The sequence below is a fragment of the Microbacterium sp. ET2 genome (genome assembly GCF_030347395.1).
Taxonomy (GTDB): Bacteria; Actinomycetota; Actinomycetes; order Actinomycetales; family Microbacteriaceae; genus Microbacterium; species Microbacterium albipurpureum.
Genome location: NZ_CP128170.1, coordinates 3,007,203 through 3,031,030, shown reverse-complemented (window position 1 = coordinate 3,031,030; position 23,828 = coordinate 3,007,203). Strand labels below are relative to the sequence as shown.

The following is a 23,828-nucleotide window of genomic DNA, read 5'->3' as shown; positions in this document are numbered from 1 at the left end:
TCGCCATGCGCGCGATCATCCCTCCGTATCTTCTCGCCCGGATCGCCTCCGTGAACGAGGCGACATTCGCCCACGCGGCCGCTGCGGCGCGCGCCACCCTGCAGGCCACCCCGCCGTACCGCATCACCCGGAGAAGGCTTCGACTCTCCATCGACGACGACGGCACGATCACCGCCGAGACCACACCCGCGCCCGATCGGACGATCTCGGATGCCGAGCAGCGCGAGGTGCTCCCCGGTCGCCGCGTACGCGGCGAAGACGATCCCGACACCGGCGACGCCGCCGTGGACGAGGCATTCGCCGGGCTCGGCATCACCTTCGATGCGTTCTGGGATGCCTTCACCCGCAACGGCATCGATGGGCGGGGCGGCCCGCTGCTGGCGACCGTGCACTACGGCCGCGACTACGACAACGCCTTCTGGAACGGCGAGCGCATGGTCTTCGGCGACGGTGACGGCGAGGTGTTCACCGGGTTCACCGGCTCCCTCACCGTCATCGCCCACGAACTCGCGCACGGCGTCATCGAGGCCGCCGGGGGTCTGGACTACCAGGACCAGTCCGGCGCGCTGAACGAGTCGATCGCCGACGTCTTCGGGGTGCTGGTGGAGCAGCACCACCTCGGCCAGACCACCGAAGAGGCGAGCTGGCTGGTCGGCGAGGGGATCTTCACCCCCGCGGTGCAGGGACGCGCTCTGCGCTCGCTGGCGGCGCCGGGCACCGCCTACGACGACGACATCCTCGGTCGCGACCCGCAGCCCGGGCACATGGACGACTACGTGGTGACCGTCGACGACAACGGCGGCGTGCACATTAACTCCGGCATCCCCAACCGGGCATTCCACCTCGTCGCCACCGCGCTGGGCGGGTACGCCTGGGAACGCGCGGGGCGGGTGTGGTACCTGACCCTGACGTCGGGCAGCCTCTCTCCGACCGCCGACTTCTCCGAGTTCGCCGCGGCGACAGTGTCCACCGCCCAGTCGGAGTACGGTGAATCATCCGAAGAAGCAGCGGCCGTCCGCGCCGCCTGGGCGGGTGTCGGGGTCGACCTCGCCGGTTAGGCGCTGCGGCCCCGAGAGAGCATCGTGGACGGGGATGGACGGACAGAGGGACGACGGCGATCGGAGTGCGAAGGCGATCGTGGTGATCCTGGTGGAACGCACGGGCGGTATAACCGGAATTCCCCGTCGATGGCGCGCGGAGGTCGAGGGCGACGACGCCTCATCCTGGCTTCCGCTCATCGACGCCTGTCCCTGGGACGTGGCGCCACGCGCGACGCGGGGTGCTGATCGGTTCCGCTGGCGCGTGCACGCCACCTCGCACGGCGCCGACCGGGAGGCCGAGTTCGGCGACGCGGATCTGCAAGGCCCCTGGCAGACCCTCGTGGAGCGGGTGCGCGAGCACGGTCGTCCGGGCTGATCACCGACGCAAGAGCGAACGCCGCTTCTTCGCCGGCTTCAGCGACTTCTGCAGATACACCGTCCCGAGCCACCGGCCGAATTTGAAGCCGACCCGGCCCATGCGGCCGACCTCCTCGAACCCGAGCTTCTCGTGGAGGGCGATCGAGGCTTCAGCGCCCTTGTCACTGATCACGGCCACCATCTCGCGGATCCCGGCCTGCTCGCAGGCGGCGATGAGCGCCGTGAGGAGCGCCCGTCCGAGCCCCTTCCCGGTAGCGGCCTGTCCGAGGTAGATGGAGTTCTCCACCGAGTATCGGTAAGCGGTCTTGCTCGACATCGGCTGCACGTACGCGTACCCGAGCACCTGGCCCGAGGGTGATTCGGCGACGAGGAACGGCAACCCGAGTTTGTTCAGGTAGGCGACTTTGTCGCGCCACTGCGCAAGGGTCCACTTCTTCTCGTCGAAGGTCACCACCGAGTTGGTCACGTAGTAGTTGTAGATCTCACGGATGTCAGGGATGTCCCGGTCCGCGACCGGGCGTACCTCGAAGGAGAACGGGCGCTCCGGCTCGGGTCTGCGACGAAGATGACGGGGGATCCGGCGCCGCGCCGTCTCGTACTCCTCCTCCAGCATGGCGACAGCCTACGCGGCGGCGGGGAGGCGCCAGTCGACCGGCGCAGCGCCCTGGGCACCGAGCATCTCGTTCGCGCGTGAGAACGGCCGCGAGCCGAAGAAGCCCCGGCTGGCCGAGAGAGGCGACGGGTGCGCCGAGGAGATGACGGCGGTGTCGCCGAGGAGTGGACGGAGGGTCGCGGCATCCCGTCCCCAGAGGACCGCCACCAGGGGTCGGTCTCGGGCCGCGAGGACGCGGATGGCGTGTTCGGTGACGCGTTCCCATCCCCAGCCGCGATGGGAGCCGGGCTCGCCGGGGCGGACGGTGAGTACGCGGTTCAGCAGCATGACGCCCTGGTCGCTCCACGCCGACAGGTCGCCGTGGGCGACCGGATCGATGCCGAGGTCGTCCCTCAGCTCGCTGTAGATGTTCGCCAGACTCCGCGGCAGCGGTCGCACGCGAGGATCGACGGCGAAGGAGAGACCGATCGGATGACCGGGCGTCGGGTAGGGATCCTGTCCGACGATGAGCACCTTCACGTCGTCGATCGGACGGGAGAAGGCCCGCAGCACCCGCTCCCCTGCCGGGAGGTAGTGATGGCCCGCGGCGGTCTCGGCCCGCAGCCGCTCGCCGAGGGCGGCGATGTCAGGGGCGACGGGGCCGAGGGCGGCCGCCCACCCGGCATCCAGGAGACCCGCGGTGGCCAGTTCGTCGAGCGAACGCGCCATCATCCGGCGGTGCGGACGTGGAGGGGCCCGCGGGCCAGGAGGTGCTGCGCCGACTGCGCGACCGGTCGCATCGTGACGAGGTCGAGGTTGACGTGCCCGGGCGCGGACAGCGCGTAACCGATGACGTCGGCGACGTCGTCGGCGGTGAGCGGTGCCTGGACGTCCTCATAGACGCGGTCGGCCGCGGCGCGATCACCCCCGAGGCGATTGAGCGTGAACTCCTCGGTCTGCACCATGCCCGGCGCGATCTCGATGACCCGGAGCGGCTCGCCGTTGACCTCCAGGCGCAGCGCGTGCGCGATCATCGACTGCCCCGCCTTCGCGGCGTTGTACCCGGCGCCGCCGGCATAGGCGATCTGCGCGGCGGTCGAGGTGACGAAGACCACGTCGGCGTGGGTCGCCCGGCCCGCCGCCGTGCGGCGCAGCAGCGGCAGCACGGCGGCGGTGAGACGCTGCGTGGCGAGCACATTGACCTCGAACATCCACTGCCAGTCGTCGGGGTCGCCGTCCTCGACGCGGTCGGTGCCGCGTGCCCCCCCGGCGACGTTGACGAGCGCATCGACCGGCCCGGTCTCCGACAGCCACTCGGCGAGCGCCTCGACATCGGCTTCGGCGGTGAGGTCGGCGGCGAAGGCGACCACGCCGATCTCGTTCTCCAGTGCCGCGAGCCGCTCCGCGCGCCGCGCCACGGCGACGACGTCCCACCCGAGTGCGCGGAGCTTCCGCGCCGTCGCCTCCCCGATTCCCGAGCTCGCCCCGGTCACCACCGCACGCTTCGCGGTCGGTCGATCTGCAGCATCCGTCGTCGTGGCATCGGTCATACTCCTCACGCTACAAGCCGCACCCGGCGGCGGGCGCGCGGCCCGCGCGCGCCCGCATTACGTCACATTTCCCCCGCATTGTCGGCGGGAGCGGCCTTCCGTACCCTCGGAGAGGTCGCGGAACCCGCCGCGACACCCATCGACCGGTAGGAGCAGCCCATGTCCGCACCCGAGAACTGGCGTTTCGAGACCAAGCAGATCCACTCGGGCGCCCAGCCCGACCCGGTGACGAAGGCCCGCGCGACGCCCATCTACCAGACCACGTCCTACGTGTTCGACAACACCGATCACGCCGCGAACCTCTTCGCACTGGCGGAGTTCGGCAACATCTACACCCGGATCCAGAACCCCACGCAGGATGTCGTCGAGCAGCGCATCGCGGCGCTCGAGGGCGGCACCGGCGCCCTGCTGGTCTCCAGCGGCCAGGCCGCCGAGACCTTCGCGATCCTGAACCTCGCCCAGGCGGGTGATCACTTCGTGTCGTCGAGCTCGATCTACGGCGGCACGTACAACCTGTTCAAGTACACCCTGGCCAAGCTCGGCATCGAGGTGACCTTCGTCGAGAACCAGGATGACGCCGAGGAGTGGCGTCGGGCGGTGCGGCCGAACACCAAGGCGTTCTTCGCCGAGACGATCGGCAACCCCAAGATCAACGTGCTCGACATCCGCACCGTCGCCGACGTGGCGCACGAGGCCGGGGTGCCGCTGATCGTCGACAACACCATCGCCACCCCGTACCTCATCCGCCCGTTCGAGCACGGCGCCGACATCGTGCTGCACTCGGCGACGAAGTTCCTCGGCGGTCACGGCACCGTTATCGGCGGCGTGATCGTCGACGGCGGATCGTTCGAGTGGTCCAAGAACGTCGACCGGTTCCCGGGGTTCACCGAGCCCGACCCGTCGTACCACGGCGCGAGCTACACCGCGGCGGTGGGTGACGGCCTGGCCTACATCATCAAGGCCCGCGTGCAGCTGCTGCGCGACCTCGGCGCATCCATCTCCCCGAACAGCGCGTGGCTGCTGCTGCAGGGCATCGAGACGCTGTCGCTGCGGATCGAGCGGCACGTGCAGAACGCCCAGGAGATCGCGGAGTGGCTGGAGAACCAGCCCGACGTGGCCTCGGTGAACTACTCGGGTCTTCCCACCTCGCCCTGGTACGCCGCCGCGAACCGCTACGCCCCGAAGGGCGTGGGCGCGGTGCTGTCCTTCGAGCTCAAGGGCGGTGTGGATGCGGGCCGCGAGTTCGTCAACTCGCTGTCGCTCTTCAGCCACCTGGCCAACATCGGCGACGTGCGCTCGCTCGTCATCCACCCCGCCTCGACCACCCACTCGCAGCTCACGCCCGAGCAGCAGCTCACCGCGGGGGTCACCCCCGGGCTCGTGCGCCTGTCGGTGGGGATCGAGAACGTCGACGACCTCAAGGCCGACCTCGAGCAGGCGCTCGCCGCCGCCCGCCGGGTGTCGGAGGCCGCACGCGCCTGACCTGCGCGACCCCGGGGCGCCCCGCGAGCTCGACCAGGGTTCGCGGGGCGCCCCGCGTCTGGGTCGCGGGGAGCGCGGCGCGCCATCGAGGCACGACGCCGCCCCGCGGCATCCGTCTCCTCTTTCGGAACGGCCTTCCTCGCTCCCGCGGAGATCCACGCTCCCGCGGACCGATCCGCCCGCGCGCCCGCGCGAGCGCAGATCTCCGCTCGGGCGAATTGGGCCCGCACGCCGGCGGCCGCGCAGTGTGCGCGCGACCGGCGCCGGCGTCAGACCTTCATGCGCGGGCGCACCCGCGCCAGGCCCCCGTCGACGGCCAGCACCTGCCCGGTGATCCAGTCGTTCGCGGGGTCGAGGAGGAAGGCCACTGCCCGTGCGACATCCTCGGGCTTCCCCAGGCGCCCGAGGGCGTGCATCGCCTCCGACACCTTGCGCGCCCCGTCGGTCTCGGTCAGCGATGCGGTCAGCGACGTCTCGGTCAGTCCCGGGGCGACCGCATTCACCCGCAGGTTGCGCGGCGCGTAGGTCGCGGCGGCTGACAGGGCCAGGCCGATCACCCCCGACTTCGCGGCGGCGATGGCCTCGTGATTGGCCGTGCCGTGCAGAGCCGCCGCGGATGACACGAGCACGACCGATCCCCCGCGCTTGAGGTGCTTGCCGGCTCCCCGCACGGTCGCGAACGCGGTCGTGAGAGACGCGGCGATGACCTCGTCGTACTCGTCGGCCGTCGTCAGATGCGCCGGCTTGAGCAGCAGCGACCCGGCGAAGCAGGCGACTCCGTCGAGCTCCCCCGCTGCGGCGAACACCTCGTCGACGGCAGCGAAGTCGGTGGCGTCCACGACGTGGTCGGGAGAGATGGAGTCATCACCGCGGGCGGTCGTGATGACCTCGTGCCCGCTCTCGCGGAGGGTCTTCGCGGTGGCCTGGCCGATGCCGCTGGATGCGGCGATGAGGAGGAAGCGCGCCATGCTCCCATCATCGTGCGCTCAGGCGGGGACGGGCTCGGATCGGCGAGATCCGGGGAGGGTCACCCAGACCCGGGCGCCACCGAGCGGGGAATCGCTGATGCCGATCTGACCGCCGTGCGCCTCGGCGATGCGCCGGCAGGTGGCCAGGCCGATCCCCAGGCCGGGCGCCGGGGCGTTTCGACCTCGCTCCATCAGCCCGAAGACCCGTTCCCGTTCCTCCACCGGGATGCCGGGACCGTCGTCGTCGACGATCAGCCGGACGCCGGACGACGTCTGCTCGACGCGGACGTCGACGTGGGGCCTCCCGCCGGCTGCGCTTGCGAACTTCACGGCGTTGGCGACGAGATTCTCCACCAGGACGCGGAGCATCGTGCGGTCTCCTTCGATGTCCGTCGAAGCGGTGACATCGATGCGGGCTCCGCTCTGGCTGAGGGCGGAGTGCAGATCATCCTGGATCTCCCCGAGGAGATCGGCGACATCGACCCCCACCGTCGTGGGGGGCACACCACCCACGCGCGCGAAGGCGAGCAGGTCGTCCAGCATGCCCGACATGCGGTGCGCCGCGGCCTCCGCCCTCTCGATCGCGCGGGCCGCGACCGGTGCGTCGGCGAGCTCGGGGCTGTCGACGGCGAGTTCGAGGAAGCCGCTGATCGCGGTGAGGGGGTTGCGCAGGTCGTGGCTGACCTGGCGGGCGAAACCCTCGAGCGCCTCGTTGGATCGCTTGAGCTCACGTGCGAGTCTGCGCAGCTCCAGCACGTCGACCACCTGATGGGCGAGGACGTCGAGCGCGTGACCCTGTTCGTCGGTGAGCAGGCCCGGGTCGTCGTCGAAGACGCACAGCGTGCCGATCGGAACTCCCCCCGGCGTCACCAGCGGGCTCGAGGCGTAGAACCTGATGCGTGCGATGTCACCGGTGACGAAGGGATTCGCAGCGAACCGCTCATCGCGCCGGGCGTCGCGGACGACCACCCGCTGAGAGCCCTCGAAGACGACCGCGCACATCGAGTCCTCCCGGGCGCAGACGGCGGGAGAGATCCCCACGGCGGCGATCTGATGCTGGTGCCGGTCGTCGATGATGTTGATCACCGCGGTCGGCACGCCCGAGATGGTTGCGGCCAGCTCCACCAGACCCTCGAGGTCGGGCTCGGGGGGCTCACCGACGACACCGTACTGAGCGATCACCTCGCGGCGCCTCACGTCCTGTGCTGTGTTCACGTCCGTCCCCCCGGCCCCACAATAGCCGGGGCCGTAACACGGCGCTGGTCAGCGCTACCAGCGGAGAGAATGGCAGGCATGGACTGGCAGACCTCCGAGGACACGGTGCCGAGCGCGCCGGTGACGGAGGCCGATGCCCGTCTGCTTCTCGGCCGCCCACCCGTGACCGGCGCCTGGCGTGACGGCGACCCCGCGGGGGCGCGCCAGTTCGCCGCCTTCGGCGCGTTCCGCACCGAGGGCGGCCGCGAGCTTCCCGGCATCCGTATCGCATTCGAGACCTGGGGCGAGCTCGATCCGGCCCGCGACAACGCGGTGCTCATCCTCCACGCCCTCACCGGCGACAGCCATGTCACCGGTGAGGCGGGCCCCGGACACCCGACCGACGGGTGGTGGAACGACATCGTCGGTCCCGGAAAGCCCGTCGACACCGACCGCTGGTTCGTGGTCGCGCCGAACATGCTGGGCGGATGTCAGGGCTCGACCGGCCCCGCAAGCGTCGCGCCCGACGGCTACGAGTGGGCTTCGCGTTTCCCGTACCTCACGGTCCGCGATCAGGTCGCCGCCCAGGTGCGCCTCGCCGATGCCCTCGGCATCGACAGCTGGGCCGCGGCGATCGGCGGGTCGATGGGCGGCATGCACGCGCTGGAGTGGGCCGTCTCGCACCCCGACCGGGTGGAGCGGATGGCGGTGCTGTCGGCTCCACCGGTGACGACCGCCGACCAGGTGGCCCTGAACTCGGTGCAGCTCGAGGCGATACGGATCGATCCCCGCTTCCAGGGCGGGGAGTACTACGACGCCGGGGACGGAGACGGTCCGCACCGGGGGCTCGCGCTCGCCCGGCGCATGGCGCTTCTGAACTACCGCTCGCCCACCGAGCTGAACCAGCGGTTCCAGCGGTCGTGGCAGTCCGGCGTGAGCCCGCTCGGGCACGGCGGACGCTTCGCGGTGGAGAGCTACCTCGACTTCCACGGCAACAAGTTCACGCGCCGCTTCGACGCCAACAGCTATCTCACCCTCGTCGAGGCGATGAACTCGCACGACATCGGCCGCGACCGCGGCGGCGTCGAGAGCGCGCTGGAGCGCGTCACCGCCCGGGCCCTGGTGCTCGGCATCGACAGCGACCGCCTCTTCCCGGTGGATGGACAGCACCGCATCGCGCGGGGGCTCCGGCACCACATCGACGGTGATCGCGCGGTCGAGCTCGTCAGCGATTTCGGCCACGACGGGTTCCTCATCGAGACCGACGCCGTCGGGATCCACCTCCGGCGGCTCCTCTCGGCCTGAGCGGCGGCCCAGCGCCCTCGAGCTTCAGGCTGAACCCGTCCGCACCCGGGAAGGACGCCGCGGGGGTCGACTCCCTCGGCGGAGGGGTCGTGGCGCGGGAGGGTCGTTGGCATCCGGGAATGCTACCCGGAGGCGGGATCGGGGGCGGTGTAGATCCAGGGGAGCTCGCCGATCTCCAACCGGTGGCGGGCCGGATCGGCGGCGCGGTCGCTCTCACCCCCATCGAGCCGATACTCCGCATCCTCCTGCCAGAGCAGCAGCGGGCCCGCGGGGCCCTGGCGCGCGATCGTCTCGTAGCGTCGGAAGCCCTTGCGTCGCAGCATCGCGACGAGCGCGTCGACGTCGCGCTTTCCGGCCAGGGTGTGGAGAGTGACCCACGTCGGCGGGTACAGGGTGACCTCGCCCCCGGCGTGCCGCTCGAGCACGTCTTCGGGTCTCAGCCAGCGCGCGTCCACGGCCTCGTCGGCCGAGAGCGCGAGCGACCCGTCCCCCGCACGGGCGACGAAGAACCACGTGCGGATCCGCAGCGGCAGGCCCGGGGGTGGATCCCAGCACGACAGCGCCCAGAGGCTGTCAAGGTCGACGACGAGCCCGGCCTCCTCGAACGTCTCACGCACCGCCGCGCGGCGCGCCGCCCCCTCCTCCGACCCGTCCTCCGCAGCATCCGCGTCCTCGCGCTTGCCGCCGGGAAAGACCCAGGCACCGGCGAACGAGCCGCGGTCGGGCCGCTCCAGCAGAAGCACCTCCGGTCCTCGCTCGCCGTCGCGCAGCAGCACGACCGTCCCGGCGACCGGGACCGAGGGATCCTCACCGTCGTGCGGCAGGCGCTCACGCGCCTCCGCGAGCACTCCGGCGAGCACCTGCCGGGCGCGGTCGACCGGCCGAGGATGTTCGGGCGGGTTGACGGCAGCCACCCGCCCAGCCTAAATCGGACCGCTCAGACGGAGATCGGGTGACGCTGCCGATCGGTCGCGATGCTCACGATCGCGAGGCCGAGACCGGCGAGCGCGAGCGCGACCCCGACCCACGCCGGCGCGACGAAGCCCCAGCCGACCGCGATGACCGCCCCGCCCAGGAGAGCGCCGAGGCTGTTGCCCATGTTCAAGGCGGAGTGGTTCAGGGCCGCCGCGATCGATTGGTTGTCGCCTGCGACATCCATCAGCCGGGTCTGTATGGCCGGGCTCACGCACGCCGAGACCAGCCCCGTGGCGAAGATGAACACCGCCAGGGCCCACAGGGTCTGAGCGGACAGCGCGAGAAGGGTCTGCACGAGCGCGAGGGCCACGAATCCTCCGAGGAGGGTCCGGTGCAGATCGATGTCGGCCAGGACGCCCCCGAGGACGTTGCCTACCGTCATTCCGAGGCCCATCACGACCAGCACGATCGGCACGACCCACCCCGGCGAACCCGCGACATCGGTGACGAGCGGGGCGATGTAGCTGTACACCGCGAAGAATCCGCCGAATCCGATCGCGCCCACCGCGAGCGTGAGCCACACCTGGCGGATGCGGAAGACCCGCAGCTCGGCACGGAACGTCCGAGCGGCGTCACCGTCGTGCGCGGGCACGAACGACGCGATGCAGAAGGCGGCGAGGGCGAAGACGGCGGCGACGACGACGAACGCCGCCCGCCACCCCACCTGCTGGCCGAGGAAGGTGCCGAGGGGCACCCCGACGACGTTGGCGACCGTCAGACCCGTGAGCACGACCGCCACGCCCTTCGCACGCTTGCCGGGGCCGAGCACCTCGGCGGCGACGAGCGCGCCGATTCCGAAGTACGCCCCGTGCGGCAGGCCCGCGAGGAACCGCGAGGCCGCCACGAGCTCGAAGGTCGGGAGGACGAAGGTCAGGGCATTGAATGCCGTCAGCGCCAGCGCGAGACCCAGCATCACCCGGTGACGCGGGTACTTCGCCACCACCGCGGCGATCGTCGGGGCGCCGACGACCACGCCGAGCGCATACAGCGAGATCAGCCACCCGGTCTGCGCGATGGCGGCATCGGGATCGGCCACCGACAGCGCAGGCAGCAGGTCGGCGGCGATCTCGGGAAGCAGTCCCATCACGACGAACTCAGTCATGCCGATGCCGAAGCTGCCGACGGCGAGGGAGAGGAGCGCCCACGTCGCCGCCCCCCTCGAGAGAGTCGAGGAGGTCACTCTCGCATGCTACGTCCGTCTGAAGGACGTGTCGAATCGATTCGACTCCCCCGTGGAGGATGCCGCGCTGCGACGTCCACCCGACCGTCAGTCGTCCGTGTCGGATGACCCGTCGTCCTGCAGCGCACGCTCGAGACGCTCGATCTTCGCCTCGATCTCGCCGGTCCGGCCCGGACGGATGTCGGCCTTCAGCACGAGGGAGACCCGCGAGCCGAAGGGCAGGACGGCCTCGGTCGCGCGCTTGACGACGTCCATCACCTCATCCCACTCCCCTTCGATCTCGGTGAACATCGAGGTGGTGCGGTGCGGCAGCCCGGAGCTGCGCACCACACGGACAGCGGCGGCGACGGCATCGTGGACGGAGCCGTCGGAGCGGCCGGTGCCGCTCGGAGCGACGGAGAAAGCGACGAGCATGGGGTTCCTCTCGGTGGCGGATCAGATCAGCGCGTGCACCGGCGCGCGCGCGGCGCGCGGCGTGCGCACGAGCAGGACGACGCTCCACACCAGCAGTGCGATGAGCAGGGCGTTGCGCAGCGTCAGGGCACCGGCCGCAAGCGGGTCACCCCCGAGCAGTCTGCCGTACCAGATCGGGTAGACCAGCTGGGTCAGGGCGGCGGACACCAGCGCGAGGCAGGCCGGCGACCACCAGCGCTCACGGTCGAGCACCAGCCCGACCACGAATGGCGCGATGATCCACGTGAGGTACTGGGGCGAACCGACCTTATTGGTGACGATCAGGAGCAGGACGAGACTCGAGGCGAGCGCGGGGAACACGCGGAGGAAGGGGATGCCGCGGCGCACCCGCGTCACTCCGATGACCGTCACCACAGCGACCGCCGCGACGAGGACGGCCGTCATCGCCCCGCCGACGACGGGAGCGCCGGGGCCGGACACCTGCCAGGTGAGCAGGTCGTCGTCGTAGTACACGCGGGAGTCGGGGAAGCCGGCGACGGCGCGCCACAGCCAATAGGCGCTGACGGGCGCCTCGACCTGCAGGCCGCGTTCGGTCTGGTCGAAGACGAAGCCGAACAGGTGTCGCGCCCCGCCCACCGCGACGATGATCCCCGCCACGATCGCCGACACCGCGGCGGCGGACCCGATCACGGCGAGGCGGCGACGGACGGTGACGACGGCGGCGAGGAGGAGCGCCGCCGGCCAGACCTTGATCCAAGTGGCCGCCGCCAGCAGCGCCGCGGCCACGGCGGGTCTCGTCAGCAGCCACAGACACCCGGCGACGGCGAGAGGCACGGTGATCGCATCCAGGCGGTACATCCCCACGGGCCCGAGCGCGGCGATGAACACCAACCAGAAGACCGCCGCAACCACACGTCCCTGCGACCGGCCCCGACCGACCAGCACCCGGAACGCCGCCGCGTCGACGACCGTCACCAGCACGGCCCAGGCCACGAGGTAGGAGCCGAAGACCGGCGCGAGCACGTGCGCGAGCATGAGGGGCACGAGAGCGAGGGCGGGGTACACCCAGTTCTCGGTGACCCCGACGACACCGGCACCCGCGACGGCACGGTTCGCCCACGGCTCGTAGACGAGGTTGACATCGCCCATGGGCTGATTGGGCTGGAGGAAGCCGAGCACCCCCACCGCGACGTGCACCAGCACGAACGCGATCCACAGCACTGCCCGTTTCGACACGCGCTCATCCTAGGCGGGCGAGGGATCACCCACCCGAGGGCCGAGTCAGCCGCCGAGCGCTTCAGCGACGACGGAGGGAAGAGCCGCGGCCACATCGAGCGCCGTGACCGGACCGCCGCCCCGCCCCGCCCCGTCCGCCGCGCGCTCGGCCGCACGGACACCGGCGCGCTGATGGACCCAGACGCCGGCCGCGGCACGCCGTGCCCACGGCGCGAGATCTGGGTCAGCGGCATCCCCGTTGGTTTCCGAACGCTCCTCCCGGGCCGCCGCACCCGCCACGACCGCCCCGAGCACCCCTGCCAGCACGTCGCCGGTGCCGGCGGTCGCGAGCCATGCCGTCCCCTCCTGGGCGACGAGAGCGTGCCAGCCGTCCGGTTCGGCGACGACCGTGCGCGCGCCCTTCAGCACCACGATCGCGCCCGAGCGGCGGGCGGTCTCCACCGCCGCCTCGACCCGCAGGTCGCCCGCGTCGGGGCCCAGGGGAGCCAGACCGAGCCCCTCGCGCAGCCGGTCGTGCTCACGGTCGTGCGGGGTGAGGATCCTCACGCCGCCCTCCCGCGCCCCGTCGGCGACGAGGTCGAGCGCGCCGGCGTCGACGACGACCGGTTCGGGTCGGGAGAGGATGGCACGCAACGCCGCGGCCTCTCCCGGCGGTCGCTGTGCGGCATCCGTTCCCGACCCGATCAGCCAAGCCTGAACCCGCCCTCCGGAGGTGACCGTCTCGGGGCGGCGGTGCAGGACGAGCGCGGTGGGCCGGTCGGGGCCGAGGTAGCGGACCATGCCGACGCCCGTCCGCCACGCCGCTTCGACGCCGAGCACCGCGGCGCCGGGATACTGCTCCGAGCCGGTGCGGATGCCGAGGACGCCCCGCCGGTACTTGTCATCGGTATCGGTCGGGGCATGCAGCTCGGCCGCGGTGGTGGACAGATCCCAGGTGCTCATCCCGTCACCCTACTCAGGCGTCCGGCGCCTCACCTCGGCCTTCAGCGGCGGCGGCGGGTCGCGTCCTGCACCTCACCGACGAGTTCCTCGATGACGTCCTCGAGGAACAGCACCGCGGTGATCGTTCCGCCTTCGTTCCGCACCTGCGCGAGGTGGCGGCCGTCCCGTCGCATCAGCGCCAGGGCGTCCTCCAGGTCGGTGGTCTCCTGCACCGGCACCATGTGATGGATGCGCTTGGGCGGGATGGCGGTGTCCACCGCGGCATCCGGCCCCTCGGCCACCCGGAGGATGTCCTTGAGGTGCACGTAGCCCACCGGGGCGCCGTCGGAGCCGACGATGACGTACCGCGAGAAGCCGTGCCGGGCCACGGCCCGCTCGATGTCGCCGGGCGTCGTGGTCTCGGGAAGGGTGACCAGGTCCGCCAGCGGCACGGCGATGTCCTTCGCCTTCTTGTCAGTGAACTCCATCACCGCCGCGACCGTCCCCGCCGAATCGTCCAGCACGCCTTCGATGCGCGACTGGTTGACGATCGTGGCGACCTCCTCGAGCGTGAACGTCGAGGCGGCCTCGTCCTTCGGCTCCACCCGGAACAGGCGCACGACGTGGTTGGCGATCCAGTTCAGCGTGAAGATCACGGGGTGGAAGACCTTCGACACCCACACCAGCGGGGCCGCGAGCATCAACACCGCACGGTCGGGCACCGAGAAGGCGAGGTTCTTCGGCACCATCTCTCCGAAGACGACGTGGAGGTACGACACCAGCACCAGGGCGATGGCGAAGGCGATCGCGTCGACGAGCCCTTCGGGCAGCCCCGTGAGCGCCAGCGGCTCTTCGAGCAGGTGGTGGATGGCGGGTTCGGAGACGTTCAGGATCAGCAGCGAACAGATCGTGATGCCCAGCTGCGAGGTCGCGAGCATCAGGGTCGCGTGCTCCATCGCGTACAGCGCGGTGCGAGCAGCGCGCACGCCCCTCTCCGCCAGGGGCTCGATCTGCGAGCGCCTGGCCGAGATCACGGCGAACTCGGCGCCGACGAAGAAGGCGTTGCCGAGGAGGAGTACGACCAGCCAGGCGATTCCCGCCCAATCGCTCATCGGTCCTCACCCCCCGCCGAGGTGTGGGCGGCGACGACCGCCGGCGTGAAGCGCACCCGGTCGACGCGGCGGCCGTCCATCCGCTGCACCTCCAGATCGCCGTCCTCGATGCTCACGCTGTCGCCGACGGCGGGAATGCGCTCGAGGACGCTCATGATGAATCCGCCCACGGTGTCGTACACGTCTCCCTCGGGGATGCGGATGCCGGTGCGGTCGCGCACCTCGTCGGGGCGGAGCTCGCCGGGGAAGCTCACGTACCCGCTCCCGCGCACGATGCCGGCGCGGCGGCGGTCGTGCTCGTCGAGCACCTCGCCGACGATCTCCTCCACGAGGTCTTCCAGGGTGACCACGCCCGCGGTCCCGCCGTACTCGTCGACGACGACCGCCATCTGATAGCCGCGGGCCCGCAGCTCCGAGACGAGGGCGTCGAGGTGCACCGCCTCGGGCACGCGCAGGACCTCGCTCGCCAGGGCCGCCGCCGGCACGTCGGCACGCCGCTCTCGCGGCACGCCGATCGCGGCCTTCAGGTGCACGATGCCGGTGATGTCGTCCATCGACTCCCCCGTGACGGGAAAGCGCGAGTGGCCCGTCCGGCGGGCGAGTTGGATGACATCGTCGGCGCTGTCGGAGGACGACAGGGCATGGATGCTGGGGCGAGGCGTCATGACGTCGGCCGCGGTGAGCCGGGCGAAGTTCAAGCTGCGGTCCAGGAGGCTGGCGGTGTCCTTCTCCAGGACGCCGGCGCTGGCGGACCGTCGGACGAGACTCGAGAGCTCTTCAGCCGTGCGCGCGCCCGACAGCTCCTCCTTGGGCTCGATGCCGAGGGCCCTCAGCACCGCGTTGGCGCTGCCGTTGAGGAGCCGGATGGCGGGGCGGAAGACGGTGGTGAAGGCCACCTGGAAGGGCATCACGAGCTTGGCGGTCTGGCGCGGGACCGCCAGAGCGAAGTTCTTCGGGACGAGCTCGCCGATGATCATCGAGAACACCGTCGCGATCGAGACGCCGATGATCGACGACAGCGCCACGACCACGCCCTCCGGCCATCCCCAGCCGATCAGGATCGGACGCAGCAGGTTGGAGATGGCCGGTTCCATCGTGTAGCCGGTCAGCAGCGTCGTCAGAGTGATGCCCAACTGGGCGCTCGAGAGGTGCGTGGAAGTGATGCGCAGCGCGCTGATGGTCAGCGACAGCCGGGATTCCCCCGCCTCCTGGCGGGCCTCGAGGTCGGCACGATCGAGATTGACCAGCGCGAACTCGCTCGCGACGAACAGGCCTGTGCCGACGGTCAGCAGGAGCCCCACGCCCAACATGACGTAATCCATCACGTGCCACCCCCGTTCAGGGAGGGGGCGGGGCGGTGGGGCGAGGGTCTACAACTGGGAGGGTCGTCCATTTCGCCGAGAAGTCTACGGCAGGACGACGCCGATCGCCCCGGGGGATCGATGTGCCGATGAGTGGGATTGACCCTCCCTCGACCGCCGAGATCGTCGTACGCTTCCCACACGCATTCATGCGAATCCATCCGCTGAACGTGCACATCTGACGAAGGAACAACGATGTCGACCGTCACCGACTCCCCCACCGCCACCTCCACCCTCATCAACCCCGACGTGTTCGCGGGGCTCATCCACATCGACGGAGCCTGGGTGCACGGCGAGGGGGGTCAGACCGCCTCCGTCGAACCCGCGACCGGTGAAACGCTCACCATGGTCGGCATGGCCGGGCCCGCGGATGTCGCGAAAGCAGCCGAGGGAGCAGCACGCGCCCAGCGGGAGTGGGCGGCGACCCCGCATCCGGTACGCGCCGGTGTTCTGCGCAAGGCGGCGCAGCTGTGGGAGGAGCACGCCGAGGAGATCATGGGCTGGAACGTCCGCGAGGTCGGCGCCATCCCGCCTCTCGCCGGCTTCGCCCTGCACGTGACGGCCGCGGAGTGCTACGAGGCCGCAGCCCTCCCCTCGGCCCCCCTCGGCTCGATCCTGGCCAGCGAGGAGCCCCGGCTGTCCCTGGCACAGCAGGTTCCCGTCGGTGTGGTCGGGGTCATCTCGCCGTTCAACGTGCCGCTGATCCTCGGCATCCGCGCCGTCGCCCCCGCGCTCGCCCTCGGCAACGCCGTGCTGCTCAAACCCGACCCCCGCACCGTCATCACCGGTGGGGTGAGCATGGTGCGCATCTTCGAGGAGGCGGGCCTTCCGAAGGGACTGCTGCAGCTGGTGCCCGGCGGCGCCGATGTCGGTGAGGCGATGGTCGCCGACCCGCGGGTGCGGGTCGTGGCGTTCACGGGTTCCACGCGCGCCGGGCGCGCCGTGGGCGAGCTCGCCGGACGCCACCTGACCCGGGCGCACCTCGAGCTCGGCGGCAACTCCGCGTTCGTCATCCGCCACGACGCGGATGTCGACAGGGCGGTCAACCTCGCCACGTGGGGGTCGTTCCTCCACCAGGGCCAGATCTGCATGACCGTGGGCCGCCACATCGTGCACGAGTCGCTCTTCGACGCTTACGTGGACAAGCTCGCCGCGAAGGCCGAATCGATGGTCGTCGGCGATCCCGCCGCAGGTCAGGTGCACCTCGGGCCGCTCATCGACGAGGTCCAGCGCGACCGCGTGCACACGCTCGTGCAAGACGCCGTCGCCCAGGGGGCGACGCTAGCCGCGGGCGGCACCTACCAGGACCTCTTCTACCGCCCGACGGTGCTCGCGAACCCGCCGAAGGACGCCGCCGCCTACTGCGACGAGGTCTTCGGCCCGGTCGCATCGGTGGTGTCGTTCGCCACCGACGACGAGGCGGTCGCCCTCGCCTCCGACACCGAGTACGGGCTGTCGCTGGGCATCGTCACCGCCGACGCGATGGCGGGGTGGGAGATGGCGCAGCGCATCCCGTCGGGGATCGTGCACGTGAACGATCAGACCGTGAACGACGAGGCCAACGCCCCGTTCGGCGGCGTCGGCGCGTCGGGCACCGGCTCGCGCCACGGAGGCGCGCAGGCGAACATCGACGCCTTCACCGCGACCCGCTGGATCACGATGCGGCGCGAGCCGGGACAGTACCCGCTCTGAGCGGTCACGCCTGCTGACACCATCACCAGCTGACGGGGAGCGCCTTGCCCTCCTCATAGCCGGCGGCGGACTGGAGGCCCACGCGGGCGCGCTCGTGGAACTGCGACACGGTGTGCGCGCCCGCGTAGGTGAAGGACGACCGCACGCCCGAGGTGATCATGTCCAGCAGGTCCTCGAGGCCGGGTCGGAGCGGGTCGAGGTAGATCTTCGACGACGAGATGCCCTCGGCGAAGAGCTCCTTGCGTGCCCGCTCGTAGGGATCGAGCCGACCGAAGCGCTCCTGCACCGCCTTGGTCGATGCCATGCCCCACGATTCCTTGTATGCCCGACCCGCGTCATCCCGCAGAAGCTCCCCCGGAGCCTCGATGGTGCCCGCGAACCAGGAGCCGATCATGACGGAGGCGGCCCCGGCTGCGAGCGCCAGCGCGACATCGCGGGGGTAGCGCACCCCGCCGTCGGCCCACACGTGCGCGCCGCGGGCCCGTGCGGCCGCGGCGGTCTCGAGGACGGCCGAGAACTGCGGACGACCCACCGCCGTCATCATGCGCGTGGTGCACATCGCACCCGGGCCGACGCCGACCTTGAGGATCGTCGCGCCGGCGTCGACGAGGTCGGCGACCCCGTCCGCGGTGACGATGTTCCCCGCGACGATCGGCACGCCGAGACCCTCGGCCGACACTGCGCGGAGGGCGCGGAGCATGCCGTCCTGGTGCCCGTGGGCGGTGTCCACGACAAGCACATCGACGCCGGCGGCGACGAGTGCGCGAGCCTTGGCCGCCACGTCGCCGTTGATCCCGACGGCGGCGGCGACCGCGAGGCGCCCCGAGGCGTCGACGGCCGGGCGGTAGAGCGTGGTGCGCAGCGCGCTGCGGCGCGAGAGCGTGCCGACGACGAAACCGTGGTGCAGCACGCACACCGTCTCGGCGTCGGCGCCCACGATGAGGTCGAAGGCATGCCGGGCGTCGTCGACATCGTCCGCATCGATCGACGCCGCATGTCCGCGGGCGAGATCGCCCAGGCGCGCATCGGGCAGCGCCGAGCCCAGCCTGCGGGCGGGCACCACCCCATGGACGTCGTCGATGTGCACGCGTCCGGCGGGCGCGTCGCTGACGACGATGCCGTGTCCATCAGTGGCCGGGAGGAGCCGTGCGGCGTCGGCGACGGTCGCCGACGAGGGCAGCACCAGCGGGGTGTCCCACGGCACCGGCTGCGCCTTGACCCACCGGATCGCCGCGTCGAGCTCCTGCAGGGGAAGATCCTGCGGCAGGACGCCGAGCCCGCCGCGTCGCGCGAGAGTGGCGGCCAGGCGTGCGCCCGTCACCGAGTTCATGTTCGCCGACACCAGCGGGAGGGTCGCGGGCGTGCCGTCCGCGGGTGACAGATCGACGTCGAGGCGGCTCGTGATCGCCGAATGGCGCGGAACCAGGAACACGTCCGAGTACGTGAGGTCGACCTGCGGTTTCTCGCCGTAGAACTCCATTGCACCGATCCTAGGGATCTTTGCGCTCGCGTGAAGAGAGGCGATTGGTGGCCCACTGAGCGGGGCTGGACCCGGGAACGGCCTCGGCAGACTGGGTTAGTCTTAACAATCGTGCGTGCGGGCCGGACCGAGACCTGTGCGACAGATGAATTTCGGCGATGAAAGCAGGCGATCGAGCGTGTCGAGCCAGGTGACCGGCGTCGGGGTGTCGAGCGAGGGAGAGTTCGGGGCCAACGAATGGCTGGTCGACGAACTGTACGAGCAGTACAAGGTCGACAAGAACTCCGTGGACAAGGAGTGGTGGCCGATCCTCGAGGCCTATCACCCCGTCGAGGTCGACGGTGGAGGCGCGGATGACAGCGCCGCCGCCAGCGACGCGGCACCGGCGAAGGACCCGTCGCCCCCGGCATCCGATGCGCCCGGTGCATCCGATGCGCCCGCCGCATCCGACGCTCCGGCTTCGTCCCCTGCGAACGATGCCCACCCGATCACCGCACCGGTTCCCGTGATCGGCGCCCAGCCCGTCGCCCGCACGACCGCGAAGCCGGCGGCGCCGCAGCCGATTCCGGCGCAGGCTCCCAAGGTCACCCCGTCGGCAGCACCGGAGCAGGCCGATGAAGACACGGTCACGGTCCTCAAGGGCATAACGAAGACCCTCGCGGCGAACATGGACCAGTCGCTGACCGTGCCCACCGCGACGAGCGTGCGCACCGTGCCGGCGAAGCTGATGATCGACAACCGCATCGTCATCAACAACCACATGTCGCGCACCCGCGGCGGCAAGGTGAGCTTCACCCACCTCATCGGCTGGGCCATGATCCAGGCGCTGAAGGCGTTCCCGAGCCAGAACGTCTTCTACGCCGAGGTGGACGGCAAGCCCTCGGTGGTGGCCCCCGCGCACATCAACCTCGGCATCGCGATCGACCTCCCCAAGCCCGACGGCACGCGGTCGCTCCTGGTCCCGAGCATCAAGCGGGCCGAGAGTCTCACCTTCGGCGAGTACCTCGCCTCCTACGAGGACCTGGTCACGCGTGCCCGGGGCAACAAGCTCACCGCGGCCGACTTCCAGGGCACCACGATCTCCCTCACCAACCCCGGCGGCATCGGCACCGTCCACTCGGTGCCGCGCCTGATGAAGGGTCAGGGATGCATCGTCGGCGCGGGCGCGCTGGACTACCCGGCCGAGTTCCAGGGCGCGAGCGAGAAGACGCTGAACGAGATGGCGATCGGCAAGACGATCACCCTCACCAGCACCTACGACCACCGCGTGATCCAGGGTGCCGGGTCGGGCGAGTTCCTGAAGATCATCCACGAGCTGCTCATCGGCAAGCGCGGCTTCTACGACGACATCTTCGCCGCACTGCGCATCCCTTACGCCCCGATCCACTGGGCCAGCGACATCAACGTCGACGTCGCCGAGCGGGTGGACAAGACCGCACGCGTGCAGGAACTCATCAACTCCTTCCGCGTGCGCGGCCACCTCATGGCCGACATCGACCCGCTCGAGTACGTCCAGCGCACCCACCCCGACCTCGAGATCGAGCAGCACGGGCTGACGTTCTGGGACCTCGACCGCGAGTTCGTCACCGGCGGCTTCGGCGGCAAACGCCTCATGAAGCTCCGCGAGATCCTCGGTGTGCTGCGCGACTCGTACTGCCGCACCATCGGCCTGGAGTACATGCACATTCAAGACCCCGAGCAGCGGCTGTGGTTCCAGCAGAACGTCGAGGTCAAATACACCAAGCCCGGCCACGATGAGCAGCTTCGCATCCTGTCGAAGCTGAACCAGGCCGAGGCCTTCGAGACGTTCCTCCAGACGAAGTACGTCGGCCAGAAGCGCTTCAGTCTCGAGGGCGGCGAGTCGCTCATTCCGCTGCTGGACGAGGTGCTGCAGGGTGCCGCGCAGGCGGGCCTGGACGGCGCGGCGATCGGCATGGCCCACCGCGGCCGCCTGAACGTCCTGACCAACATCGGCGGCAAGACCTACGGACAGGTGTTCCGCGAATTCGAGGGCTCGGTCGCCGTGGGGGCCAAGCGCGGCTCGGGCGACGTGAAGTATCACCTCGGCACCGAGGGCACCTTCGTCGCCGACGACGGCAGTGAGCTCCCGGTCTACCTCGCCGCCAACCCCTCGCACCTCGAGACCGTCGACGGCGTGCTGGAGGGCATCGTGCGCGCCCGCCAGGACCGCAAGCCCGTGGGCACGTTCTCGTGGCTGCCGGTCCTCATCCACGGGGATGCGGCCTTCGCCGGCCAGGGCGTGGTCGTCGAGACGCTGCAGATGTCGCAGCTGCGCGGTTACCGCACGGGCGGCACGGTCCACATCGTGGTCAACAACCAGGTCGGCTTCACCACCATGCCGGGCGACGCGCGCACCTCGGTGTACGCCACCGACGTGGCCAAGACGATCCAGGCGCCGATCTTCCATGTCAACGGCGACGACCCCGAGGCCGTCGTCCGCGTGGCGCAGCTGGCCTTCGCCTTCCGCGAGAAGTTCCACCGCGACGTCGTGATCGATCTGGTCTGCTACCGACGCCGAGGCCACAACGAGGGCGACGACCCCTCGATGACGCAGCCGCTGATGACGAACCTCATCGAGGCCAAGCGTTCGGTGCGGCGCCTCTACACGGAGGCGCTCGTCGGCCGCGGCGACATCACCGAGGAAGAGTACGAGCAGGCCAAGCGCGACTTCCAGAACCGCCTCGAGATCGCCTTCGCAGAAACGCACGCGGCCGAGACCGGATCCTCGCCCACCGTCGGTCCGGATGCGAATGAGGCCGGGGCCACGCCCGCAGGCGAGCTCGACACCACGGGCGTCTCCCGCGACATGGTGCACCTCATCGGCGACGCATTCGTCAACAAGCCCGATGGCTTCACCGTGCACGGGAAGCTCCAGCAGCTGCTGGACAAGCGCCTGGACATGAGCCGCAACGGCAACATCGATTGGGGCTTCGCCGAGCTCCTCGCCTTCGGCTCGCTGCTGGTCGAGGGCACCTCGGTGCGGCTGGCCGGTCAGGACTCCCGCCGCGGCACGTTCGTCCAGCGCCACTCGGTGCTGCATGACCGCCAGAACGGCCAGGAGTGGATTCCGCTCACGAACCTGGCCGACAACCAGGGGCGCTTCTGGGTCTACGACTCCCTGCTCAGCGAATACGCCGCGATGGCCTTCGAATACGGCTACTCGGTCGAGCGCACCGACGCGCTGGTGCTCTGGGAGGCGCAGTTCGGCGACTTCGCCAACGGCGCCCAGTCCGTCATCGACGAGTTCATCTCCTCCGCCGAGCAGAAGTGGGGCCAGCAGTCCAGCGTCACGCTCCTTCTCCCCCACGGGTACGAGGGCCAGGGGCCCGACCACTCGTCGGCGCGGATCGAGCGGTACCTGCAGATGTGCGCCCAGGACAACATGATCGTCGCTCGCCCGTCGACCCCGGCGTCGTACTTCCACCTGCTGCGTCGCCAGGCATACGCACGTCCTCGCCGACCGCTCGTCGTCTTCACGCCCAAGGCGATGCTGCGCCTGCGCGGAGCGACCAGCAAGGTCGAGGACTTCCTGTCGGGTCGCTTCGAGCCGGTGCTCGACGACGACCGCGGCGTCGAGGCGTCGAAGGTGGAGCGGGTGCTGCTGCACTCCGGCAAGCTGCACTGGGATCTGCGCGCGGAGCTCGACAAGAAGCCCGACCCGCGGATCGCCCTGGTGCGTCTGGAGCAGTTCTACCCCTCACCCGTCGAAGCGCTGCACCGCGTACTGGCCAACTACCCCGGCGCCGACCTCGTGTGGGTGCAGGACGAACCCGAGAACCAGGGCGCATGGCCGTTCATCGCCCTCGAGCTGAGCAAGCACCTCGACGGCCGCGACATCGAACTGATCTCGCGCCCCGCGATGGCGTCGACGGCGACCGGGTCGCCGAAGGTGCACGCGGCCGAGCAGGCCGAGATCATGCGGGCGGCCCTCACCTTGTAACTCTGCGCTGACCGGTTACCGTCTCTGGCGGTGGCCGGTCAGGCACGGTCAGTGCGTGGCCTGGGCGGTGCGCAGCCGCGTGAGGATCTGGTCGCGCAGCTCCTCGGGCGCGGTCTCCTTGCACGCCCGGGCCACGACCTCGGTGAGCGTCCGGGCCACCAACGCCTCGTCGCGGCATCCCGGGCAGTTGTCCAGGTGCTCGGTGATGTCTTTGTGCTCGGTCTTGCAGACCTCGTTGCGGAGGTACTCCTCGAGGTCGCGCCGTGCCTTCTCGCAGCCGCAGTCCGTCATTTCTTCACTCCCGTGGCGGCGGTGTCGATACCGCGCTCTTTCGCGTAATCGGCCAGCAGGTCACGCAGCATCCGCCTGCCTCGGTGCAGACGGCTCATGACCGTGCCGATGGGGGTTTTCATGATGTCGGCGATCTCCTGGTAGGCGAAGCCCTCCACATCGGCGAGGTACACCGCCAACCGGAAGTCCTCCGGGATCGCCTGCAGAGCGTCCTTCACCACCGACGCCGGCATGTGATCGATCGCTTCGGCCTCTGCCGAACGCGTACTGATCGCCGTCGTCGATTCGGCTCCGCCGAGCTGCCAGTCCTCCAGCTCGTCGATCGCCCCTTGGAAGGGCTCGCGCTGCTTCTTCCGGTAGGTGTTGATGTAGGTGTTGGTGAGGATCCGGTAGAGCCACGCCTTCAGATTCGTGCCCTGGGTGAAGCTCTTCCACGACGCGAACGCCTTGACGAACGTCTCCTGGACGAGGTCGGCGGCGTCGGCCGGATTGCGCGTCATCCGCATCGCCGCGGCGTACAGCTGGTCCATGAACGGCAGCGCCTGCTGCTCGAACTGCGTACGCGTTTCCTCGACGGAGGCTGGCTGGTCAGACATCACGCGCCAGTCTACGGCGGCGATCTCCTCGACAGTCTGTGCGTCAGGCCGTTCGAGCGTGGCGATCATCCCGGCTCCTCTCGGTGGTTCGTTAGGGTAG

At 70.3% G+C, this 23,828-nt stretch carries 21 protein-coding genes; 6 read left to right on the top strand and 15 right to left on the bottom strand.

All coding sequences use genetic code 11. The annotated features are described in order from the left end of the window. Window positions 1–5 precede the first annotated feature (5 nt). Entirely contained in the window at window positions 6–1,058 is a 1,053-nt protein-coding gene (locus QSU92_RS14635; protein WP_289262929.1) for a M4 family metallopeptidase, read from the top strand. Between the two features lie 34 nt (window positions 1,059–1,092). Next, the gene (locus QSU92_RS14630) at window positions 1,093–1,416 is read left to right on the top strand and encodes a protealysin inhibitor emfourin (RefSeq protein ID WP_289262927.1); all 324 of its coding nucleotides are present in this window, start codon (window positions 1,093–1,095) and stop codon (window positions 1,414–1,416) included. On the opposite strand, the gene QSU92_RS14625 is transcribed toward QSU92_RS14630, so the two are convergent. Genes QSU92_RS14625 through QSU92_RS14615 form a run of 3 tightly spaced genes read right to left on the bottom strand, consistent with a single transcriptional unit; the run spans window position 1,417 to window position 3,560 of the window. Next, a complete protein-coding gene (locus QSU92_RS14625; protein WP_289262925.1) occupies window positions 1,417–2,031 on the bottom strand; it encodes a GNAT family N-acetyltransferase in 615 nt (204 codons plus the stop codon). A gap of 9 nt (window positions 2,032–2,040) precedes the next feature. Further along, window positions 2,041–2,739 carry a uracil-DNA glycosylase gene (locus QSU92_RS14620; protein ID WP_289265920.1) on the bottom strand — a complete coding sequence of 233 codons (699 nt, stop codon included), beginning with the start codon at window positions 2,737–2,739 and terminating at the stop codon, window positions 2,041–2,043. Continuing rightward, window positions 2,739–3,560 carry an SDR family oxidoreductase gene (locus QSU92_RS14615; protein WP_289262923.1) on the bottom strand — a complete coding sequence of 274 codons (822 nt, stop codon included), beginning with the start codon at window positions 3,558–3,560 and terminating at the stop codon, window positions 2,739–2,741. Before QSU92_RS14615 ends, QSU92_RS14620 begins: the two co-directional genes overlap by 1 nt. A gap of 159 nt (window positions 3,561–3,719) precedes the next feature. Here QSU92_RS14615 and QSU92_RS14610 point away from each other — a divergent pair, with 159 nt between their 5' ends. Beyond that, window positions 3,720–5,042, top strand: a complete 1,323-nt coding sequence (locus QSU92_RS14610; RefSeq protein WP_289262921.1) for a bifunctional o-acetylhomoserine/o-acetylserine sulfhydrylase — start codon at window positions 3,720–3,722, stop codon at window positions 5,040–5,042. A 269-nt stretch (window positions 5,043–5,311) separates the two neighbouring features. Here the strand turns inward: QSU92_RS14610 and QSU92_RS14605 are convergent, their stop codons facing one another. Together QSU92_RS14605 and QSU92_RS14600 are read right to left on the bottom strand one after the other, a co-directional pair. Beyond that, window positions 5,312–6,010, bottom strand: coding sequence for an SDR family oxidoreductase (locus QSU92_RS14605; protein ID WP_289262919.1), 699 nt, complete (start codon window positions 6,008–6,010; stop codon window positions 5,312–5,314). A gap of 18 nt (window positions 6,011–6,028) precedes the next feature. After that, window positions 6,029–7,225, bottom strand: coding sequence for a sensor histidine kinase (locus QSU92_RS14600; RefSeq protein ID WP_289262917.1), 1,197 nt, complete (start codon window positions 7,223–7,225; stop codon window positions 6,029–6,031). 78 nt (window positions 7,226–7,303) lie between these two features. On the opposite strand from QSU92_RS14600, the gene metX reads away from it, so the two are divergent. Next, window positions 7,304–8,509: a homoserine O-acetyltransferase MetX gene (gene metX, locus QSU92_RS14595; RefSeq protein ID WP_289262915.1), complete on the top strand. Its 1,206-nt coding sequence runs from the start codon at window positions 7,304–7,306 to the stop codon at window positions 8,507–8,509. A gap of 122 nt (window positions 8,510–8,631) precedes the next feature. Here metX and QSU92_RS14590 read toward each other — a convergent pair whose 3' ends face one another. The 7 genes from QSU92_RS14590 to QSU92_RS14560 form a co-directional block, all read right to left on the bottom strand. Further along, window positions 8,632–9,423, bottom strand: a complete 792-nt coding sequence (locus QSU92_RS14590; RefSeq protein WP_289262913.1) for an NUDIX hydrolase — start codon at window positions 9,421–9,423, stop codon at window positions 8,632–8,634. 23 nt (window positions 9,424–9,446) lie between these two features. Beyond that, on the bottom strand, window positions 9,447–10,664 hold the full coding sequence (locus tag QSU92_RS14585; protein WP_289262912.1) for an MFS transporter: 1,218 nt from the start codon (window positions 10,662–10,664) through the stop codon (window positions 9,447–9,449). A gap of 87 nt (window positions 10,665–10,751) precedes the next feature. Next, window positions 10,752–11,078 carry a thiamine-binding protein gene (locus tag QSU92_RS14580; RefSeq protein ID WP_289262910.1) on the bottom strand — a complete coding sequence of 109 codons (327 nt, stop codon included), beginning with the start codon at window positions 11,076–11,078 and terminating at the stop codon, window positions 10,752–10,754. A 21-nt stretch (window positions 11,079–11,099) separates the two neighbouring features. Then, window positions 11,100–12,314, bottom strand: coding sequence for a glycosyltransferase 87 family protein (locus QSU92_RS14575; protein WP_289262908.1), 1,215 nt, complete (start codon window positions 12,312–12,314; stop codon window positions 11,100–11,102). Window positions 12,315–12,359: 45 nt separating this feature from the next. After that, on the bottom strand, window positions 12,360–13,256 hold the full coding sequence (locus QSU92_RS14570; RefSeq protein WP_289262906.1) for an ADP-dependent NAD(P)H-hydrate dehydratase: 897 nt from the start codon (window positions 13,254–13,256) through the stop codon (window positions 12,360–12,362). A gap of 41 nt (window positions 13,257–13,297) precedes the next feature. Next, complete coding sequence (locus QSU92_RS14565) at window positions 13,298–14,347, bottom strand: hemolysin family protein (protein ID WP_289262904.1); 1,050 nt, start codon at window positions 14,345–14,347, stop codon at window positions 13,298–13,300. After that, window positions 14,344–15,669, bottom strand: coding sequence for a hemolysin family protein (locus QSU92_RS14560; protein ID WP_289262902.1), 1,326 nt, complete (start codon window positions 15,667–15,669; stop codon window positions 14,344–14,346). Before QSU92_RS14560 ends, QSU92_RS14565 begins: the two co-directional genes overlap by 4 nt. Window positions 15,670–15,903: 234 nt before the next feature. Between QSU92_RS14560 and QSU92_RS14555 the strand changes: the two genes are divergently transcribed. Beyond that, entirely contained in the window at window positions 15,904–17,400 is a 1,497-nt protein-coding gene (locus QSU92_RS14555) for an aldehyde dehydrogenase family protein (protein WP_289262901.1), read from the top strand. A gap of 22 nt (window positions 17,401–17,422) precedes the next feature. Here the strand turns inward: QSU92_RS14555 and guaB1 are convergent, their stop codons facing one another. Next, window positions 17,423–18,880, bottom strand: a complete 1,458-nt coding sequence (gene guaB1 / locus QSU92_RS14550; protein ID WP_289262899.1) for a GMP reductase — start codon at window positions 18,878–18,880, stop codon at window positions 17,423–17,425. Window positions 18,881–19,058: 178 nt separating this feature from the next. Between guaB1 and QSU92_RS14545 the strand changes: the two genes are divergently transcribed. Next, a complete protein-coding gene (locus QSU92_RS14545) occupies window positions 19,059–22,841 on the top strand; it encodes a multifunctional oxoglutarate decarboxylase/oxoglutarate dehydrogenase thiamine pyrophosphate-binding subunit/dihydrolipoyllysine-residue succinyltransferase subunit (RefSeq protein WP_289262897.1) in 3,783 nt (1,260 codons plus the stop codon). Between the two features lie 48 nt (window positions 22,842–22,889). Here QSU92_RS14545 and QSU92_RS14540 read toward each other — a convergent pair whose 3' ends face one another. Beyond that, window positions 22,890–23,132, bottom strand: a complete 243-nt coding sequence (locus tag QSU92_RS14540) for a zf-HC2 domain-containing protein (RefSeq protein WP_289262895.1) — start codon at window positions 23,130–23,132, stop codon at window positions 22,890–22,892. Then, window positions 23,129–23,797, bottom strand: a complete 669-nt coding sequence (locus QSU92_RS14535; RefSeq protein WP_289262893.1) for a sigma-70 family RNA polymerase sigma factor — start codon at window positions 23,795–23,797, stop codon at window positions 23,129–23,131. The genes QSU92_RS14540 and QSU92_RS14535 overlap by 4 nt, the downstream gene beginning before the upstream one ends. Between the last annotated feature and the right edge of the window lie 31 nt (window positions 23,798–23,828).

Coding starts and splice junctions, on each gene's coding strand:
- QSU92_RS14635 (WP_289262929.1), top strand. CDS start 6: ATGCGCGCGATCATCCCTCCGTATCTTCTCGCCCGGATCGCCTCCGTG.
- QSU92_RS14630 (WP_289262927.1), top strand. CDS start 1,093: ATGGACGGACAGAGGGACGACGGCGATCGGAGTGCGAAGGCGATCGTG.
- QSU92_RS14625 (WP_289262925.1), bottom strand. CDS start 2,031: ATGCTGGAGGAGGAGTACGAGACGGCGCGGCGCCGGATCCCCCGTCAT.
- QSU92_RS14620 (WP_289265920.1), bottom strand. CDS start 2,739: ATGGCGCGTTCGCTCGACGAACTGGCCACCGCGGGTCTCCTGGATGCC.
- QSU92_RS14615 (WP_289262923.1), bottom strand. CDS start 3,560: ATGACCGATGCCACGACGACGGATGCTGCAGATCGACCGACCGCGAAG.
- QSU92_RS14610 (WP_289262921.1), top strand. CDS start 3,720: ATGTCCGCACCCGAGAACTGGCGTTTCGAGACCAAGCAGATCCACTCG.
- QSU92_RS14605 (WP_289262919.1), bottom strand. CDS start 6,010: ATGGCGCGCTTCCTCCTCATCGCCGCATCCAGCGGCATCGGCCAGGCC.
- metX (WP_289262915.1), top strand. CDS start 7,304: ATGGACTGGCAGACCTCCGAGGACACGGTGCCGAGCGCGCCGGTGACG.
- QSU92_RS14580 (WP_289262910.1), bottom strand. CDS start 11,078: ATGCTCGTCGCTTTCTCCGTCGCTCCGAGCGGCACCGGCCGCTCCGAC.
- QSU92_RS14570 (WP_289262906.1), bottom strand. CDS start 13,256: ATGAGCACCTGGGATCTGTCCACCACCGCGGCCGAGCTGCATGCCCCG.
- QSU92_RS14565 (WP_289262904.1), bottom strand. CDS start 14,347: ATGAGCGATTGGGCGGGAATCGCCTGGCTGGTCGTACTCCTCCTCGGC.
- QSU92_RS14560 (WP_289262902.1), bottom strand. CDS start 15,669: ATGGATTACGTCATGTTGGGCGTGGGGCTCCTGCTGACCGTCGGCACA.
- QSU92_RS14555 (WP_289262901.1), top strand. CDS start 15,904: ATGTCGACCGTCACCGACTCCCCCACCGCCACCTCCACCCTCATCAAC.
- guaB1 (WP_289262899.1), bottom strand. CDS start 18,880: ATGGAGTTCTACGGCGAGAAACCGCAGGTCGACCTCACGTACTCGGAC.
- QSU92_RS14540 (WP_289262895.1), bottom strand. CDS start 23,132: ATGACGGACTGCGGCTGCGAGAAGGCACGGCGCGACCTCGAGGAGTAC.
- QSU92_RS14535 (WP_289262893.1), bottom strand. CDS start 23,797: ATGATCGCCACGCTCGAACGGCCTGACGCACAGACTGTCGAGGAGATC.